Here is a 19,265-nt window from a genome sequence, read left to right as displayed (position 1 = left end):
GCGCTAGTCGAGCACCAGCAGCCTGCTGACTCTGGACTCTGAACTCGTCCTGACGAAATAGGTTCCGGGTCCGAGGCTCGACCTGCCGGTCTGAACCCGCCGGCCTGAACCGTCGTAGACGTCGGCCCGGTCAAGCCAAGACCGAAGACCACGGCCGCGGCGCAGAATGAGGGTCCCTGCGTCGGAGCTCGGTGGCTCGGCGGCGACGACCTGCGGTGCGCGTAGCGCCGCTGCAAGCTCCAACGCCCGCTTGGCATTTACCAGCCCGTACCCATACTGCACGTCCCGGCCGGCAGCACCCATATCAACCGCCGAGGCGTCGATTGCCGCCCTGACCTCTGACGCATTCAGTCCCCAGTTCCTTGCCAACAGCAGCGCGGCCACTCCGGCCACCTGCGGAGCAGCCATCGAGGTACCGTCCGCCTGTCCATAGGCACCGCCGGGTACGCAGGAGAGAATGGTGGTGCCCGGGGCAACCACCTCCTGCTCCGGTCCGTAGTTCGAGAAGGACGCGAGTCGCGAGTCCGCCGAACTCGCGCCTACCGCGATGCACTGGCTCAATGCTGCCGGGTAGCCGATGGCCTGCTGTCCTTCGTTGCCCGAAGCCGCGACAACAACCACACCTAGCGACTCCGCGTGCGCGCATGCCTCCTCCATCGGTGTCGACGACGAGGACGAGGTCAGACTCATGTTGATGACCCTCGCGCCGTGGTCGGCCGCCCACCGGATACCGGACGCAACCACGTCAGTCGTACCTGAGCCGGAGTCATTCAATACGCGAAGTGACAGCAACTGGACCAGAGACCAGCCCGCGACTCCCTGACCGTTGTTGCGGGTGGCGGCGATGATGCCCGCGACGTGGGTTCCGTGGAACGATTCCGGGATTCCGGGGTCGTCCGGTCTGGGATCGTTGTCATTGCCAATGAAGTCATAGCCCAGCTCGCCGGTCTTGAAGTTGGCAGCAAGGTCAGGGTGCTGCCAGTCGACTCCACAATCCACGACCGCGACCTTTACATCCATCGAACCCCCGACAACGTCCCAGGCCTGGTCGGCATACATCACCCACTTGTCCCACTGATAGGGAATGAAGTAAGGGTCGTTCGGTATCCCGGCAACCGTAGCCCTGATCGATGGCTCGAGATAGCGGATGGCAGCGGTCCGCGATGCAGACAGATCCCATCGGCCCGTCGGCGACTCACTGCATGGCGGCAAGTCGGCCACGACGAAGCCGGACGCCTCATCGACCCGCACAATGCCCCCGCCCTGCTCTCCGACCCAGGAGGCGACTGCATCGGCAGTCCCCGAATTGAATCCAATTACGAACCTGCCCGGAACCCTGACCTCGTCAGGGCTATCCCAAGCCGAAGGGCAAGCGGAGACGGGGAACCTGGTGCCGGAGCGCTCTGCAGAGAGCATCCGTTGCGCGGCTGCGACTTCAGACTGCCCAATTGGACCGACCTGCGGCCGCGGAAAGAGCGCGAGAAACAGTAACAGTATGTTCATGACAGATCACTCCAGAACGAACCTTGCCCAACACTTCACTACGGAACCACCGGAGTTGACGAAGACCAGGAAGTAGCTCCCGCCGGAGGCGACAGGACGGCGCATGCTCAGCTGCTGGAAGCCGTCCTGTCGAAACAAGGCGGTATAGGCCTGGTTCGCCAAGTACTTCTGGTAGTTGGCGTTGTTCAGCCACAGTAAACTCGAAAGTGAGCCGCCGGCGACTACCTGCGCGTCGCCGGCCAGAGTATCTCCATCCTGCGCATCGAACTGCACTGCCTCCCTACCTCCTGCCGCAATGCTCAATTCACCGTGGTACACGCTCCTCTGGCCCGCGGCGGCAATCACGACCGCAATAGTATCGCTGTACCCTCTGTTCTGGGCAAGGTCATACGCGATGCAGCTCAGCGCGTGCCAGGTCCCCTCAGCCAGCGCCGAGGCATCCCAACTGCTCGAGTAGGGCGTGGCGCTATCGACGCCCACAAGCGCACCGTCGGCGTAGAACTCGACCCACTCGACCCCGACGCTGTCAGATGCTGTCGCGGCTATCGGCACCGAACCGCTGACCGCTGCCGAATCAGGCGGGCTGACAACCTGGCAGGTCGGCGGAGTCGTGTCGAAACCTAGCAGCCAGTCGCACCCGGCGAACGCCGCCATCGCAGCCAGCGCGACCGCGACCATGGCCAGCCTGGCCGCACTTTGTCCTTTGGCCTTTGTCCTTTGCACTTTCCTAGATCTCATGTTCGTCCCCAATCTCCGGAATCACGACCTCGCGCACTCCCAAAGCCCTCAGCGGGTCGACCATCGCCAGCGCTGCCTCCGGCTCGGAGTGGACTATGAACAGCTTCTTCAGCCTCGGCACGTTCATGGCGCTGACGTACTGGAGCAACCCGTCATGGTCAGCGTGTGCACTGAACTCGTTCATCACCTCGACCTCAGCCCGCAACGGGTGCTCCTCGCCGTAGATCCGGACGACCGGCTGACGTTCGACTATCTTTCGGCCGAGGGTGTTCTCGGCCTGGAAGGAGACAATCAGTATCAGGTTCTTCGCATCCTCGACCGAGTGTTTCAAGTGGTGCAGGATCCGGCCGGCTTCGCACATGCCGGAAGCTGAGATAATGATGCAGGGTTCCTTGCCCGCATTTAGTGCCTTGGATTCCTCAACCGACTCGGTATAGCGGAGTCCGGGGAAGTCAAACAGATACTGGTGGCCGTTGAGCATCTGAACCGCCTCGGCGTCGTAGTACTGCGGGTAGTTCCGGTAGACCTCGGTAACGCGGCTCGCAAGCGGCGAATCAACGAAGACCGGTACGTCCGGAATCCGTTTGTTCTGGCGCAGGCGGTTCAGCGTGTAGACAATCTCCTGCGACCGCTCGACCGCGAAGGCAGGGATGACTATCCTGCCGCCGCGTGTATAGACGCGGTTCACGACCTCGGCCAGCCGGGTGTCCACGTCCCGGTAGTCGCCATGCCGGCGGTTGCCGTATGTGCCTTCCATGATCAGGTAGTCAGCTTCGGTAACCAGCACCGGGTCGTTGATAATCGGCATCTTCCTCCGGCCGAGATCACCGGTGAAGAGCACGCGCTTTCCCTCGACCTCGATGTCCACCAACGCGGACCCGAGGATGTGCCCGGCGTCGTGCAGCACTACCTTGTACGGTCCCAGCTTGCGCGACTTCGCGTACGGGATACCCTCAACATACTTGAGCGACTCCTCGGCATCCTCGACGGTGTAGACCGGCTCCTTTGGTGGCTCGCCCTTCTCGCGCAGCTTCTTGTTCAGGTAGCGGATGTCTGACTCCTGGATGTTGGCCGAGTCCTCGACCAGCAGCCGGGAGAGCGCGGCCGTGCCCTGCGTCATGAGGATCGGCCCACGGAATCCGTACTTCACCAGGTTGGGGATATTGCCGACGTGGTCGATGTGGGCGTGGCTGATGACGCACCAGTTGACCTCACGCGCCTTGAACGGAAAGCTCCGGTTCGTGTGCTCGGCCTCGGCCCGGTGCCCCTGGAAGAGCCCGCACTCGAGCAGCAGCCGCTGCTTGCCCGAAGTCAGCAGATGCTTGGAGCCGGTGACCGTCCGTGTGCCGCCGCAGAATCGGATGTTCACGCTGCGAGACTCCTGATCGTCTTGAGATTGCGCAGGTCATCTGCGACCGAATCGCGCGGCGTCTCCATCACGGCCGGCAGATTCCGAAGCAGAGGATGGTTGACTATCTCTCTCATCCCTTCTTTCCCTATCTTCCCTTCGCCGATGTGCCAGTGCCGATCCACGCGCGAGCCGAAATCGACCTTCGAGTCGTTCAGGTGAACGAGATGCAGCCGGCTGATGCCGACCAGCCGGTCGAACTCACGCAATGTCGCATCCAGTCCGGCCCTGGTCCGGAACTCGTACCCGGCTGCGAAGGCGTGGGCTGTGTCGACCACCACCCCGACCCGGTCCCGCTGCTTCACCCCGACGATGATGGCGGCGATCTGCTCAAACCGATAGCCGAACTCGGAGCCCGCGCCCGCCGTGTTCTCAAGCAGGAGCTTCACGCTATCCGGTGAGTTGGCGAGTACCGAGTTCACGTTCTTCACGGTTCTGGCAACGACCCTCGCCTCACTGGCGCCCAGCCCTTTGCCCATGTGCAGGATCAGGAAACGCACGCCCAGGACGGCGCAACGCTCCGCTTGGGTGATGAGCACTTTGACCGCGTGCTTCGCATCGGCCCCGGCAGCCGCCGGGTTAGGCAGGTACGGCGCGTGGACGAATACCGGCGAAATGCCGGAACCTTTCATGTCGGCGCGGAACCGGGCCACGTCCTCGGGGTCGAGCTCGGCCGCGGCCCAGCCCCGCGGGTTCGACGAGAACATCTGCATGGTCTCGCACTCGGCCGCCCTGGCCCGTTCCAAGACCTTGCTGAATCCGCCGGCCATTGACACGTGGAAACCGAATCTCACTAGGTGGTTAGATACTAGGTCAACATGACCTGATGTCAAAAGTAGCAGTCGGGCTGGACTCGATACGACGGAATCGTCAGCGCATTCGGAGTCAGGACTTCTTGCGCGGCTTCCTGACCGCAGCTACAACCGCGTAGATGAAGCCGAGCGTGATGAGGACGATAAGCCCGATTCCCACCCAGCGATACTGCTTGCCGAGCACAGACAGGAACGTCACCACGGTCGCGGCCATCAGCACGCCGACGACTATGGCCGATAGTGACTTCCAGTAGGACAGCCCCAGCACCTCGGCCGCGACAGCGCCGGTCCACGCTCCGGTGCCGGGAAGCGGGATCCCGACAAAGGTGGCGAGCCCCCAGAATTCGTACTTCTCGATGGACGCGCTCTTGCTTCGCGCCCGCGCGAAGAGCCATGCGAAGAAGCGCCTGAACAGACTGATGTGACTAAGCCAGGCGACGATCTTCTCAAGTAGCAGCAGTACAAGCAGGATCGGCGCTACGTTACCAACCAAAGCCCAGAGCACTGCCTGCCACCACGGCATGCAGAAGAAGAGGATGCCGACGGGCACCGCGCCCCTGAGTTCGACTATCGGCAGGGCCGCTATCAGCACGACCACGAGTTCCGGACTGAGTCCCCGGGCGCGCAGCCAGCTGGCCGCCTCCTGCCCGGTATCCGCCTGAGCCGTGCCAACGACAATCAGGAGCAGAAGGGCGGCGACTACCACCCTGGCGGCGAGACGTGCCCGGCGAGCGCCTCGGACCTGAACCACGACTTCCAGCTTCTGACTTCCAGCTTCTGACTTCGACCGGTCTTTCACAACAGCCCTCTTCTCCGGCGCATCAGCCATTCCGCGCCCGCCAGCAACGCTATCAGGACGTATACCCACGCGGCTCGCCTGGGGTCAAACACCAGGCGGCGTTCATAGGAACCAAACGTCATCTGACTGCCCTCCCGTGCGAGGCTGTCGGCAGACATGAACCTGCCGTCACTGGCCTCGGCTATCGCTCGGAGCAGTCCTTCGTTCATGCCGGTGCTTGCGAGTTCCACTGGTTGATCGGCGACCGCGAACTCGGTGGTCGCCATGCCGAGCACCGTATCGGCAGTACCAACGAGTGCGGTCGCCTGATACTGACCCGGTCTCAACGCCTCGAGGGACGCCTCATACACACCCGCGCCCGTCTCAGTCATCGGCACCGAGACCGGCTTCATGCTCCGCCTGCGATCCGCCCCCTCGCCCTCGCTTCGCCCTCCGTCTCCTCCTGGAGGAGAGGGACGGAGTGACGAACTGTCAGTCCGAACCGCAACCATCACACTCAGTCCGGTCCACGGCCGGCCGTCAGGCGCAACCGCTCTCGCTGTCAGGTGGACTCGCTGTCCCTGGTAGATGTCGGGCCGGTCGACCTGGAGCCAGAAGGGACTGGTATCACTCTCCGCCAGGTAGCGCACGACCCCGGTCAGCAGAGCCGAGAGTGGCGAAGTCTGCTCCGGATTCTCCTGCGAGCCGAATCCCCAGCGCCACAGCGGGTAGCCGGCTAAGTAGACAACTTTGCCTCTGCCTGCTTTCCCTTCCATCAGCAGGGGGACTCCATTCTCTCTGGCGACCAGCCAGGCAGACCAGCGATTGGTACTACTGGAATCGCCGCCGGGCAGTTGACGTAGTCCAGAGAAAGGCGGCACCCTGCCAAGGTCTACTTCCCCGCCGCCGCTCTGAGCGGCCTCGGACTGAGGCTTCCACCATGGCAACACACTGCCTGCAGAGGCCAACTCGGGAGTGTAGGGACCTCCCTCCAATCGTCCGATCGGCCCGCTGACGATGCCTCCGATGCTGGGACCCGGCTGGAAACTTGGGCCGGCAAGCAACAGAACGCCGGCACCGGCCTGCACGCGGTCGGCAACCGACTGCCACACAGCCGGACTTCCGTTCTCGACGACATCGTCAAGGATGAACGCATCCACTCCCGCATTCAGCACTCCGCGCTCATCGCTGAGCGCTCCGCTGACCGCGACTAGTGACTCCACCTGGATCCTCTCGTCGCCTCCCAATGCCCTCAGCATCATCCGCGTGCCCGGCCCGGGACGATTCGTCACGTAAGCGACACGCACCCGTCCGGGTTTGACATCAACGGTAGTGCTGCGCCTGTTGTCGGCGTAGTTGCTCTCTCCTGTCATGCTGTCCAGACTCGCCTCTACAATCTGCCTGCCCGGCCTGTCAAAGACAAGACGGAATTGAACATCCTGCTCGGATGTGCCCGACCCGATCGGCACCTCGCGTTCCTGCCCGCGTAGCCGGATCCGCGTCGTGCCGATTCCTTTCATGCCGTGTTCAGTTGTTCTGGGGCTTGAGGGGTCCGGTACCGCGTTTCCATCCTCCTTGCGCCCTGGTGTCTGGGTGGTTGAAACTGCTCCTCCTGGAGGTTCGTTCTCCGCATCGAAACCCGTCGTCAGCACGCGCACCTGTACCTCGACGGTCTCTCCTGAGTAGACAACCGCCGGTAGCACTACTCGTCCGACGCCTGCATTTCGCTTCGCCCGGCCCCCGAACCCGACGGTGTACACCGGCACACCGATGTCGCGCGCTGCCGCCACCGCATCAACGTCGCCGTTATCCTGCCCGTCACTCAGCAGCACGACGGCGCCCGGTCTTGTCTTCCCTACGGTCTTCAGCGCCACCCCGATCCTGGTCCGTTTCGCACCCTGACTACCGGCTGCCGGCTTCTTGCTTCTGACCTCGGCCGAGTCGGCAAAGACCCACTCCTGTCCTGTCCCCTCTGTCGGCAGCGGGAACACCTCGGCAACCGCTGCCGCCGCGCTCTCGGCCCCGACCGCAGTCATGCTCTCGGAGATGTCGAGCATGACCGCGACTCGCCTCGACCGCTCTGTCCATGCGCGCGAAAAGACCGCCCCGATGAAGACCGCGGCGAACAACAACAGTACCACCAGCCGCAGCACCAGAAGCCCCACGTCCGCGACTTCGGCCTTCCGAGACCTGCTTTGTCCTTTGTCCTTCCTGCTTGCCGCTTGCCCGAACAGGGCTCTGCGATACGCCAATACGCCGAGGACCAGCAGTATCGCGCTAACGGCGATAAGCATCGAGATGCTGGGGCAGTGGCTCGGGCAGGAGACTCAGACTCAGGCTCTCTAACTCCGTATTGAACCTCACGGGCGTGCTCACCAGCTCCGCCAGGCCGTCACCGTTGGTATCGGCCGCGGCTATGACCTCATACTCGCCCTTCCGCAATCTGGTCGCAAAAGAGCCGTCAGCCAGAATCGGCGCAAGACCCGTCGTGCGCACGGGGAGCGACTCGGTGCGGGGAGGCTGAAGAGAATCGGTGATGACCCGGACGGCCGCGGACTCGGTGAAGAAGACTGCGCCGGTCTTGAGCGCGCCTATCCCCAGCGCCCTGCCCTTTACGGCGACGGCGTCGAGGATCGTATCGCTGGTGAAGTAGGTGAACGCCGGGGCCTGGGCGCGGTTTCCCTCGAGGTCTCTTGCCCCAGGCTGCACCATGAAGTAGATGTTGGCTCCGCCCGGCACGGTATCAAGACGCGCAAAGTTCAGGGTCTGCCAATCGGTAGACCAGGAACGTTTGAAGAGAGTGTCATATCCGAGGGGCACGAACATACTGCGCACCACTACGGACGTATCAACCGGCTCGCTGAACTTGACCCTGATCCTCACCCCGAGCTTCTGTCGTGTGGCGCCCGGCGCAGGCTCCACGCTCGCTACTCGAGGTGCAATTGTGTCCTGCATCGACGAACCCCGGAAGCGGGCACGAAAGCGTGCCTGGTTGCCGGTTCGGTCCGCGACCACCCCCCGTACCTCGTAGAGCTTCACCTCCTGGATGGGCGTCCAGAGCTGCACCTCTCTCATGTCACCTCCCAGAGAAGCGCCGCGCAGGGCAAGCGTCTCGCCCGATGGCCCGGTGACGAGGAAGCTGTCCGGCCTCAACTTGGCGCCGTTGATCTCCTCATCAAACACGAGCGTAATCTGGCTCCGGGTTTTTGTCTCAACCCCCTGCAGACGCGGAGCGAACCGGTCGGGATTGGGCGGAAGCATCTTCTTGGCGCAGGCGAACAGCATTACCAAGGCCACGGCGCACACCAGAACCAAGCTTCGTCTCACCAGCCCTCCCTGCTCGCCACTGCTCTCCAATTCCCAAATCTCAACACCCAATTCCTAACGAATGACAAAGCGGCCAATGCACAGCGGAGCGGCACTCGCGTTCTCTTCACTTGACATTCGTTGGCAACTGGGAATCGGCGATTGGTCATTCTCTACTCCTCAAGCGCCTTCTGCAGCTTCCTTACCGCCGCCCCAGCCAGCCCTCTGCGCCTGGCCATCTCAACCAACCGGCCCGACATCACCCGGTACATCGGCGCCAGCCGCGGCGTCCGCTTCTCCAAGGCCCGCAAGTGCGCCGCCACCGTCAGCGCGTCCCCGCGTTCGACCGGTCCGGTCAAGCTCGGTTCAGCGCCCTGCTCCGCGACGTTGTCGAGCACGGTTCGCGCCAGCGGCGCAAGCATCACGCCGGCGCGGCGCTGCGAAATGCCAAGCTCGCGCCCGATCTCCTCTGCCCCGTCGAACAAGGCGCTCACGAGATTCGATGCGAACACGCACATCGCGTGGTACAGCGACCGGTCGGCCCCGCGCACGATCACCCAGCCGCCATGAAGCTGCCTCACTAGATGACGGCCGAACCTCAGGCCGGTGACCGAACCGTCGGCCGCGAAATAGGAGCCGGGCAGACCCTTGATGGCCTGGGAGTGGCTCGAAAACGACTGCACCGGGTGCAGGGCCAGGGCTCCGAGTCCCTGCTCGCGCGCGCCCGAAAGGACATCGGTTCCGAGTGCGCCCGAACAATGGACGACAATTGTACCCGGCATGAGCCACTTCCGCACCGACTCGAACACCGCCGCAATGTGGGTATCGGGCACGGTCAGAAACAGAACGTCGCTTCCTGCCGCGACCTCGCGTGAACTCAGCCGCTCGTACTCCTTCTTCATCAACCCGTACACGACCCACGCCTGCTTCGGCTTCAGGTCGGTCACGCCGGCTATCGGATAGCCCAGCCGCCGGCAATGCCACGCCATTGCGCAACCCACCCGACCCGCGCCGATGAAGCCGACCCGCTTCCGCAAGACGGGGGCTGTACCGTGCGAAGTCCGGCGCACGCGCTCCGAGGGACTCTCCCTGGTTTTCGGAACACGCTCTTTCATGTAGGAACCGAAGATAGCCGCTCTAACGGAACTAGTCAAGAAGAAGGCCCGGCCCCCGAACCGGCGTTGAGCCACGAAAGCACGAAGGACACGAAACAGACGGGTGCCGGATGTTACAAGTCCGTTTCACTCCGTTTTCGTGTCTTCGTGGCCGTCCATGTCGGAATCAGGGAATGGGGATCGGCACGAAACGGCCGCCGACTCGACCTGCTTACACGGGCCTCGGCCCGGGGGCGGGCGGGAGGGTCGGAAGCAGCGCGTCCCAGGTAGTGAGCGCAGCGGCAAGCATCCGCTCGAGCAATCCGCGGTCCAGCTCTTCCGGCCAGCCGGTCGCGCGCCAGTCGCTGATGCTCTTCGCTCGCCGCGGCGTATCCGGCGCAGTGGTTCGCGCGATGTTCGCCGCCCGCAGGGCTGCCCCACGGTAGCGTAGGCGAGTGCGTGCGTCGGATCCGGCAGACTCGGCGATGTCCAGCGCGGCCCGGTGCGGGCGCTCGTAGATTACCATCAGCGCGGCGTTGTAGCGGCTCACCACCTCGGCCCACTCGGCCAGGCACATCTGAAAGTCGGTCACGACCCGGTGCTTCGGCTTTACCGCCATGACGGCGCGCGCCTCGGCCTCCGGCGGCATCCAACCAATCTCGTCGTGCTCGCACATCTCGCTATAGGCGAATTCCGCGATTGCCTCCGCGCACTCAACGAACGCGCTCTCGATAGCATGCTTCTCGGCCGATGTCCTCAGCCTGGCCAGCCGTTCGGCCCGCCTGGCCGCCTTCGCCCGGTGTGTCCGGTACAGTGCATTGAACACCCTCCGCGAGTGGGCGGCCGTGACGCGTCGGTACTTCATGCAGGGCGGTATCGCGACGCTGTTCAGCCCCGCGTGCAGATAGTACTCAAACAGCCTGCGCAGCGCCCAGTACCCGGCCCTCCGACGTATCCGCAGCACGCGCAGTTCCTCCTGCCTGCCTGGAGCGCCGCCAAAGGGCTGCCGCTTTCCAGGAAAACGGGGACTGTACCGCGCGTCCGAGCGCTCCGGGGGACTGTCCCCGTTTTCCCAAGCACGCGCGCTCATCTGAGCCCGTGGCATCGGCGCCTCCGCAGCCCGCTTCCGCTGCGACTCGGGAATCGGGATGGACGTGTAGCGGTCGAGCACTTCTTTCAGATCGCCGAATCCGGCCCGGATTGCGCGCAGATACTCGACCAGCGTGGCTAGGCTCGCGCCCTCTACTCCACCGCGCTCCAGCCTGCGGGCAAGCCTCTCACCTGCTTTTGGCCTCCCCATCGCCTCCGCCACCGCCTCCTGCGACATCCCGGCCCGCTTCCGCAGAGCGACAAGCCGCGACGACAGCTCCCCTACAAGCGTATCTCTTCCAGCCCTCGACTCAGTCCCGCTCATGTTCCAGGATGGATCGCCACCGGTTGACCGGACGCGACCTCCTCACCCTCGCTTCACTCTCCCTCTCCTCCAAGAGGAAAGGGATGGGGTGAGGAGATCCCGACCGCCGTGCAAGAGTCCTTGGTGTCTTTGTGTCTTTGTGGTGAGAATCCGCTCCTCGGTCCGCCACTTCTGCCTTCTGCACTCTGCCTTCTGCCTTCTGACTTCGCCTGCATCTTGGTGTCTTGGTGCCTTGGTGGTAAGAATCCGCTGTCCGGTCTGGTACTTCTGCCTTCTGCACTCTGCCTTCTGCCTTCTGACTTCGGCCGACTCCCTCTCAGTCCACGGAACCTGAACGAACCATCCTCTCAAACAGCTTCATCATCGCCTGCTTCACTCGCCGAGCCTGAGTCGGGTCAAGCCCCATCCTGACCGGCCACTCGTCCAGGCGGTCAAGCGCCCGTTGCCGCCTGTCGGGTCGAGCCTTGCGCAGCCGGCGCAGGGTCGCGAACACCTTTCTTCCGTACGAACGCAGCCCGATGCCGCTCGGGTCTGCCCAGCCGATGTGCATCTTGTTCAGCAGGTAGTTGAACTCGCGCTTCAGCCGCAGTTCCCGCGATTCCGCGCCGGCCCGGGCAAGCGCTCGCCTGACCCGCTCCCTGGCCGCGGCCGAGTTCGCCAGGCGCAGTTCGGCCTTGTGGCTCAGACCGACATGGTAGTAGAACGCGCGGCGTCCGGACTTCGGTGGCAGCGTCTCTATCGCCTTCAGCACGTCCGCAGTCGCCCGCTCCTCCACGACAGTCTCGCGCGACGTATGCCGGTCTAGGATATCCAGCACCGCATCAACCCCGCACCCGCACGCCCGCAGAAAGTCCAGCAGCCGCACGAGCCCCGGCCCGTACCGATAGTGCCCGGTCTCGATCTTCGAGACTTGCGCCTTGCCCGTTGTCGGCTCAAGTCCGAGCATCACGGCCACCGCCTCCTGCGACAAGCCGGCTTGCTCCCGCAGTAGCCGCAACCGTACCCCTACTTCCTTCGTAAGTAGGGAAGAATCTGACAGCCAATTTGAGGCGGGTTGCACATCTCTAGTTTCCTATATGTCCTCCTGAAGTCAAGCGCCGAATCGCCGCAACTTCGTCATTAGCAATTGGTTATTGGACATTCACTCTCCTCCCCTACCCCGCCCCCCGGGTTGTTTGGGAGGCAGTTCGGCAAGCTGTCCGGAAAGCAGTTCGGAGGACTGCCCTACAGGCTATCCGGAGAGGAATCCGAAGAGTTGCCTGGACGGTTGTTCGGTCAGCTACCTGGCGGGCTACTGGGAGGAGAGCTCGGCGAGCTGCCCGGCGAGCCGCAGGGAGAGCTGTTCTCCGAGCTGCTCCGCAGTGTGTCCGGAGAATCGCTCAGCAGGTAGTCCGGAGAACAGCCTGCCGGGCAATTCGGAGGGGAGTTGGGAGAACTACTCGGAGGGATGCAGGGCAATTCGCTTGCCCGGTGCTTACCCCACCGCTCCAGAGCAGGTAGCAGAGTCAGATCTACCCTCCGCCCTATCCCCCGCTCCTAGGCATGTGCAGGTACGCAGTTTCCTCCGCCCTGCACGCCGAACCGGACACCGGCTGCGGCTCCCGGCCTTGACATTCTGGTCCGAACTGATACACTTACTATGTGGGCAAGATGCCAGGCTGCGGAGACGCGCCCGCGTGCGGCGCCGGCTTTTCTGAGAGCACCCCGCCGACTGCCCTGCAGTCACCCAGAAGCACCGCGAACCTTCTACCTCTGTTGCTTTTCCTTGCACTAGCTGCGGCAGCGCCGGCCTACGAGCTCTACTATGGTAACCTCCATTCACACACGAGCTACTCGACGGGCGCAAGCGTCCCTCGCCACGCGTTCGCCTACGCCCGCGACACCGCGCACATCGACGTTCTGGCAGTGACCGACCACAGCGTGATGTTGTCGGACAGCGAGTGGAACGACACCAAGGCCCAGGCCGATTCGGCGACCGTACCGGACTCGTTTGTCGGGCTGGCCGGCTTTGAATGGACAAGCCCGACCTACGGACACGCGAACGTGCTGAACTCAGTGGACCGGACCAGCATACTCCGACACCCTACCCCGGAGTTGCTGTACGAATGGCTGGCTACCGAACCCCAGGCGCGGGCTCAGTTCAACCATCCGACCGCAGGCAATTTCCGCGCATTCGCATACTCGCAAACGGGCGACCAGTCCTTCGTCATGTACGAGATGCAGGACACGAGCTACGCCGCGAGCTATGACGTGGCGCTCGACAGCGGCTGGCACGCCAGCATGTCCGCCAACCAGGACAACCACGGCGGCAATTGGGGCGCAGCCGAGCGACTCACCGGCATCTGGGCCGGCGCGCTCGCACGTGATTCAATACTGGCGGCTCTGTCGCAGATGCGCACATTCGGTACTCTGAACAGAAACGCCTGGCTCCGATTCAAGGCCGGCGACGCCTGGATGGGGTCCACGGTTGCGAACGGTCAGATCGAATTCGACATCGTTGTCGCCGACCCGGACAGCGAAGACACCATCCTTCGCGTTGAACTGGTATCAAACGGCGGTGTTGTCGTCGAGTCGCTGCTACCGGGAGATACCAACTACGTTGAGTGGCAGCCGGTAGTGGACACGGACAGCGGCGCCCATCGCTACTTCTTTGTCCGGGCCGTGATCAAGGACACCGCACTGGTCGTATCCGCACCAATCTGGACCGAGCCGTCCATGGCGCTGCAGCAACGCGGCGACCGGATCCGGCCCGTTCGCAGTATCAGAGTTCACCCCAACCCGTTCGTCTCGGCGGTCGAGTTGCGGCCGGACGCGCCCGGCTTCGGCACGCTGGCCATCTACAACGCCGCCGGATCGCAGGTGCGGAGATTCGCAGCCGGCTTGAGCGGAACATGGGACGGCCGCGACGACCGGGGTCAGGAGCTGCCGGCCGGTGCGTACGTTGCCTGCTGGACCGAAGGCCGCCGACGTTCCACCGTCAGCCTGCTCCGCCTGTCTCCACACTGACGCGAGGCCACAAGCCTAGCGCTCAAGCCCACTGCCGCCGGCACGAGTCACTCGGAATCAGCCCATAAGGATGTCTCTCAGGTGCCGGTCGGTTTTCACCGCCATGCGGTGAAGGTTGAGCCCTGGGACCGTGCTGCTACCCGAATCCGGTCGCCGCGGCATCGCCAAGTCAGTCCGGGCCACGGCGGGCGTCTCCTCGTGGCATTGCTACTGCAGACAACGGCAGCAACAAGCCCTTAGTAATTCGGCAGTTGCGGACGAGTGCGACGCTGGTGCGTATCATGTCGCACATTCGCAAGTCTCGTAATTGAGTGACCTACAGCAGCAGTCGTCGGCAGATTCCAGCTGCGCCGGGCCCGAATCAACCAAGCTCAGTGCGGCTTAGTGCCCGCAGATCAAAGAGATACGTCAAGAATCCAACGCAATACCCATGGCATGTTTTGTGCAACCCCATGGTCGATGAAGTCGAATGCCGATGTCCGCTTCGGCGAGATCGAGGACGGCAGCGAACTCATGCTGACGCGTCGCTCATACTGTCGGTATCCTGTCGCCGTGGAAACCCCTTCACAACCGAAGCTGGAGCGAGCCAGCCTCATACGCGAGGCCAGAGCGCGCCGCCGGAACGATTGTCACGGGAAGTTCGTGGCCGATGCCGGTGAAGCTGATTGCCTTGGCTCCAACCCGGCGGCAGGAAACCGTCAGTCGCAGGGGCGACTGGCAAACGGGGCTGCGACTGCACCTCCGCGCAGTTCCGAGTGCGACAGCTTGCGAACGCATGGGTTCGGAAGGCTGTTTGCCGGTCTGCAGGGGAACCTTGGGCAAGGTTCCCTTGGAGTGCCGCACGTTCGGATGGAGGCCATTCGTCGAGAGCCGAGCACCAACGGGAAGCGCCGTCGGTACTCGTTGGCCGGTGCGGCGCTTCGAGCCCATCTCCGGTGGGCGGTAGCTGAGCTCCGGCAACTAACATCGCCCGGTCCGAGAGTGTTGACAACTGCCTACCGGGCAGGGACAGCATCTTGCTGCCCCTGCCCGGCCGGCAGGTAGCGGTGAGGAACAAATACTATGAAGAACAGCATCAATTGGCTGCTGTTGGCAGCCGTGGGCATGGTGCTGAGCTATCTCATGCTGGCGATCGGATGACCGTCTAGCCAGCAAGACAGCATTGTGCCGTGACAAAGGCCGGACCGCGTCCGGGCTCGCGAGGTATTGGCTCCCGGTACTGGACGCCTGGCTTGTGGTGGTCTTGACTGCCGACTCGCATCGCGTGCACCAGGATTGACGGCCGGCGTACTTCGCCAGCCTGCAGGCGCAGCGTAGTGTCTGCCGCGATCGGCGCGAGACTCGCCGGCAACGCATGATGGTTCGCACATCTACGCGCTAGACGAGCCCGCGGAGGTCAGCGATACTCTGGCGGGACCGCGGGGACCGTCTCTTCCGCAACCTGAGTTGAGCCGGCACGGGCGGCTGCCCGCCGGTCACCCTATCCCGAGCTGAGAGAAACTGGCGACCGCCGCTGCGGCCTCTACTCACCCGCTTGACATCCAGACCGGGTCGGCTACGATGTGGCGAGTGAGGCGGCCCGCAGCCGAAGTTCATCGGTAGGCGGCCCTTACGCTGCCCGAGGCCCCCGATGCGCCGGCCCGGACCCGAACAGACCTCACGCGGCTGATTGGCGCCTTTGCAGGGAGGCGGTAGTGAGCGTGAACGGTTCGAATCAAAGCCCGTCGGGAGGCAGCCAGCCTCACGTGGTCATTCCGTACAACTACGCGGACAACCAGTTCGCCCGCAAGCTGGCTGGAACGCTGCGTCGCGACGGCGTGAGTCCCTTGGTTGACGAAGTGGACATGTCCGCAGGGGTACTCCTCGTGAGCCGGATATCCCACGCGGTTCGGCCCGTAGACTTCGTCGTCCCGCTGGTTTCCGTGGCTTCGCTCAGGTGGCGCTGGGTCCAGCAGGAACTCAAGACGGTCACGGCCAGAGACTTCAACGGCCGCCGGGTCAGGGTACTTCCGGCGAGAATCGACAGCACCCCACTGCCGGACTACCTGGCATCGCAATCCTACGTAGATTTCTACGGCCGTGGCTGGCAGCAGGGCTACGAGGACCTCAAGGCCGTTCTCCAACAACGTACCAGTCCGAGGCCCGAAAAACGGGCCATAGCTGACTTCAAGCTGCCCCACGCGATTCGCCGGCCGCAGCCCGCCACTGAGAAGAAGGCCGGGACGAAGCTGGTCTATGTCTCATACGAGTACGAGAACGACGGCTACTACAGGGACGTCCTGTTGACCTGGGGAAAGAGCCCCGACTTTCCCCGCCTCAGTGTGAATGACCAGCCCATGATCTACTCACCAGACAGCGACCAGGCCGAACCGCTCAAACACGTGATAGCCGAGAAGATCAAGGCGGCGACTGCGTTCCTCTGCGTGATTGGCGAGAAGTCCAGCTCGAGCGCCTGGACAGAATGGGAACTGAAGCAGGCTATCGAACTGGACAAACGTTTGATTGTAGTCAGGATAGACCGGGACCACGTCGCTCCCGAAGTGCTGTCGGAGATGTACCCGACGTGCGCCCTGTCCTTCACGTTTGAAGGCATCAAACGAGCGGTCGACGAGGCGTACGGCGTCGTCTCTCAGGAGTAGCCCCGTCCCGAATCGTCCCCGGGCCACGGTCCCTAGTCCCTAGCCCCCAGCCCCTGACGCCCAACCTACCAACTTAACGGGCGGCGCCTCAGCGGCAGCCGCCCATTACCGATATGGAGGCGGCGGGAATTGAACCCGCGTCCGAAGAGTTCGGCGCCAGCGACCTACATGGTTAGTCAGTCGATGTGTCTCGGTTCACCGTTAGCCGACCGACAGGCGCGGTGAACCCAGCCCCAGAGATTCTCGGGTTCCGGCCCTGAGACACAACCGGAACCCAGATCACCCTTTTATACCCTGACTTCGCGCCGGGTGAGGTCGCGGGTCAAGGGGCTCCCTTAGTTAGGCAGCCAGTGCGTAGCTGTTATTGGCAGCTGTGTTTCCCCGGTCGGGATTTACGAGGTAACCGAGGAACCTCGCCATGCACTCTGGCCCCTCAGGCACTCCGTCGAAGCCAATCGCCCCCGACCTGAGTCTGAAAGACCGTGCGGACTCCAGATTGTCGGACAATTGTATACCGGAATCGAATAGGAGTCAACCACCAAGGCACCAAGACACGAAGAGGAAAGGATGAACCCGGAGAGACCGGATCAGGAAAGGACCGGAAACCGGCTTTGTGCCTTTGTGTCTTTGTGGTGGGTGCCCGAGCCGTGCTAGCCCGCGCCGGAACTGCCGCCGCCGCCGCCACCACCACCGCCACCGGAGAAACCGCCGCCGGAGGACGAGGCGGTAGAGAAGGACGACATCATGCTGCTCATGTTGGAGGCAAAGGCGCCGAACCCGCCCAGACCATCGCTCAGCGAGGCAAGCGAGCCGCCCGGCATGCCGCTTGCGCCGATGTACCATACCGGCAGGGCAAGGCCGGTTCCGCGTTGCTCGGCCAGTCTGGTGACATGCTTGAGGAACTCGGCGGCCACACCCAGCGCAACCGCGTAGACGTAGTACTCCTCCCAGATGGCGAGCAGATTGACCGGCGCCTGCTCGATCGCCGAAAAGTCCTTGAGGAACTTGCGGAAGCTCCGCCAGCGCTTGTGCTCAAGGTAGGCAATCGGATCCCAGCGAGTGATGACGCGACCGGTCAGAAAGTAGACCGCCCCGCAGAGGACAGCCGCGACGACGGTGAGCGGGATCCTCGCGGCCGCCGACTCAGGAGCGATTGCCGCAAGTCCGCCGAGCAGCAGCCACGCACCGGGGATGAAGCAGAGCGCGGCGAGCCCGCAGTATGTTGAGTAGGCCCGGCGGCTGGCAGCCTCGGTGAACTCGACCCCGAGCTGTGCGGGCCACCATCCAATGCCGGCCGAATAGAGGCTGGACACCATCTCCCGGACGCTGCTGGGATGCGTCCTGCCGTAGCTCTTGATCATCTCCTCGGTCAGGACGTTGCCGCCACCTCCGAACTTGCCGAACAGGTATTCGACCGCCATCCGGTCGAACTCACCCGACGCCGCCAACTTGTCGGGTTTGTCCAGCCTGAACTCATACTTGATCTTGCGTCCCTCTTTGACCTCGTGCACGGAGACTACGCCCTGCCTGGCCAGGCCGAGCAGGGCAGCCATGAGGCCGCGGAACAACTCCTGGGTCATCCCGGACTTGTCCGGTCTCTGGTGCAGTATGAGGGGTACGACGAAGGGCGGCGCCTTGCGCGGCGGTTCGTGCTCGTACATGGCCTCGTAGTCGAGCTTCGGCTCTCGTCCGAACTTCCGGTAGAAGATGATGAGCAGAACCGCTGGCACCAGGATGAGGAACAGCCCCAGCGGAATGAAGAAGTGGCTACGGAAAGTGGCTGTCAGGAAGTTCTGCTTCTCCTCCGCCAGTATCTGCTCATATCTCCTCTGCGGGATTTGCGCAGCCTGAGGGTACAGGCCCGGGCTGGCTAGCGCCCGCACCTCGACGAACGCGTTCCGCGGGATTCCGGTCTGATTGATGTACGCGGTGTCGAACGTGCCCGCGAAGTGAAGGGTTCCCGGTCGTGCAACGGCATGGACGTAAATCTTGAACAGGTCAGGTGATTGACCAGGCAGGATGATCCTGACCGAGATCCGGCTTACGGGCTGGTGCTCGTCTTCGATCACCTTCCAGTAGAATTCGGCCACGTCCTCGTAGCGCTTGACCGCACCCAGGATCGTGTAGTCGATCAGGAACGTCCGCTGCTCGTCCTCGGCCGAGTACCCCCAGCGCAGGTAGAGCGACCGGTCGCTGTTGCCCTGCTCCGGCGTCAGGTCCTGCCAGCCGGCGCTGGTCTTAAGCGCCAGTCGGTTGAGGCGGATGTCGGCAGCTCCCTGCTTTCTGAGATCGAGGTCCGCCCAGGAGAAGCGGCCGTCGAACTCGTAGGTCCGCTCCTGGACGATTCGCGCGCTGCCGTCGGCCTGCAGCATCACATCGGTTGATATCTCAGGGTAGTAGTAGGACTTCGCCGCGGCCAGCAGCGGCAGAATGGCCAAGATGCCGCCAAGAACAAAACGCACCTTGCGCTTCACCGCCATGGTTCTCTGGTCAGATGACGGCCAGGCTCGTAGCATCCGGTCGCGCAGCCGGACCTCGAGGCGCTCACCTCGGACGGGCGCCTCCAC

The 19,265-nt window shown here is 63.4% G+C and carries 14 protein-coding genes and 1 other RNA gene; 3 read left to right on the top strand and 12 right to left on the bottom strand.

Translation table 11 applies throughout. From position 1 onward, the window contains the following. Positions 1-3: 3 nt before the first annotated feature. The 10 genes from FJY68_03300 to FJY68_03255 form a co-directional block, all read right to left on the bottom strand. Entirely contained in the window at positions 4-1,503 is a 1,500-nt protein-coding gene (locus FJY68_03300) for a peptidase S8 (GenBank protein MBM3330862.1), read from the bottom strand. A gap of 6 nt (positions 1,504-1,509) precedes the next feature. Then, positions 1,510-2,241, bottom strand: a complete 732-nt coding sequence (locus FJY68_03295; protein ID MBM3330861.1) for a hypothetical protein — start codon at positions 2,239-2,241, stop codon at positions 1,510-1,512. Beyond that, the gene (locus FJY68_03290; protein ID MBM3330860.1) at positions 2,231-3,610 is read right to left on the bottom strand and encodes an MBL fold metallo-hydrolase; all 1,380 of its coding nucleotides are present in this window, start codon (positions 3,608-3,610) and stop codon (positions 2,231-2,233) included. Before FJY68_03290 ends, FJY68_03295 begins: the two co-directional genes overlap by 11 nt. After that, complete coding sequence (locus FJY68_03285; GenBank protein ID MBM3330859.1) at positions 3,607-4,443, bottom strand: deoxyribonuclease IV; 837 nt, start codon at positions 4,441-4,443, stop codon at positions 3,607-3,609. Before FJY68_03285 ends, FJY68_03290 begins: the two co-directional genes overlap by 4 nt. A gap of 91 nt (positions 4,444-4,534) precedes the next feature. Beyond that, the gene (locus tag FJY68_03280; GenBank protein MBM3330858.1) at positions 4,535-5,290 is read right to left on the bottom strand and encodes a small multi-drug export protein; all 756 of its coding nucleotides are present in this window, start codon (positions 5,288-5,290) and stop codon (positions 4,535-4,537) included. Next, positions 5,257-7,533, bottom strand: coding sequence for a VWA domain-containing protein (locus FJY68_03275; protein ID MBM3330857.1), 2,277 nt, complete (start codon positions 7,531-7,533; stop codon positions 5,257-5,259). Before FJY68_03275 ends, FJY68_03280 begins: the two co-directional genes overlap by 34 nt. Continuing rightward, positions 7,517-8,566 (bottom strand): hypothetical protein, encoded by a 1,050-nt coding sequence (locus FJY68_03270; protein MBM3330856.1) that lies wholly within the window; start codon positions 8,564-8,566, stop codon positions 7,517-7,519. The genes FJY68_03275 and FJY68_03270 overlap by 17 nt, the downstream gene beginning before the upstream one ends. Before the next feature lie 152 nt (positions 8,567-8,718). Continuing rightward, positions 8,719-9,660, bottom strand: coding sequence for a DUF2520 domain-containing protein (locus FJY68_03265; protein ID MBM3330855.1), 942 nt, complete (start codon positions 9,658-9,660; stop codon positions 8,719-8,721). A 211-nt stretch (positions 9,661-9,871) separates the two neighbouring features. Continuing rightward, positions 9,872-11,053, bottom strand: a complete 1,182-nt coding sequence (locus FJY68_03260; protein ID MBM3330854.1) for a helix-turn-helix transcriptional regulator — start codon at positions 11,051-11,053, stop codon at positions 9,872-9,874. Between the two features lie 316 nt (positions 11,054-11,369). After that, positions 11,370-12,113, bottom strand: a complete 744-nt coding sequence (locus FJY68_03255) for a helix-turn-helix transcriptional regulator (GenBank protein ID MBM3330853.1) — start codon at positions 12,111-12,113, stop codon at positions 11,370-11,372. 111 nt (positions 12,114-12,224) lie between these two features. On the opposite strand from FJY68_03255, the gene FJY68_03250 reads away from it, so the two are divergent. The 3 genes from FJY68_03250 to FJY68_03240 all read left to right on the top strand — a co-directional run bounded on the left by FJY68_03250 (position 12,225) and on the right by FJY68_03240 (position 16,698). Next, positions 12,225-12,443, top strand: a complete 219-nt coding sequence (locus FJY68_03250; protein ID MBM3330852.1) for a hypothetical protein — start codon at positions 12,225-12,227, stop codon at positions 12,441-12,443. A 251-nt stretch (positions 12,444-12,694) separates the two neighbouring features. Then, on the top strand, positions 12,695-14,059 hold the full coding sequence (locus FJY68_03245) for a hypothetical protein (protein ID MBM3330851.1): 1,365 nt from the start codon (positions 12,695-12,697) through the stop codon (positions 14,057-14,059). A gap of 1,562 nt (positions 14,060-15,621) precedes the next feature. Beyond that, positions 15,622-16,698: a toll/interleukin-1 receptor domain-containing protein gene (locus FJY68_03240; GenBank protein ID MBM3330850.1), complete on the top strand. Its 1,077-nt coding sequence runs from the start codon at positions 15,622-15,624 to the stop codon at positions 16,696-16,698. Between the two features lie 111 nt (positions 16,699-16,809). Here FJY68_03240 and ssrA read toward each other — a convergent pair. Together ssrA and FJY68_03230 are read right to left on the bottom strand one after the other, a co-directional pair. Continuing rightward, positions 16,810-17,161: a transfer-messenger RNA gene (gene ssrA, locus FJY68_03235) on the bottom strand. A gap of 187 nt (positions 17,162-17,348) precedes the next feature. Then, positions 17,349-19,265, bottom strand: coding sequence for a DUF2207 domain-containing protein (locus tag FJY68_03230; GenBank protein ID MBM3330849.1), 1,917 nt, complete (start codon positions 19,263-19,265; stop codon positions 17,349-17,351).

The organism is candidate division WOR-3 bacterium (genome assembly GCA_016867815.1).
Classification (GTDB): domain Bacteria; phylum Hydrothermota; class Tepidihabitantia; order Tepidihabitantales; family Tepidihabitantaceae; genus UBA2258.
This window is presented reverse-complemented; position numbering and strand designations above follow the sequence as displayed.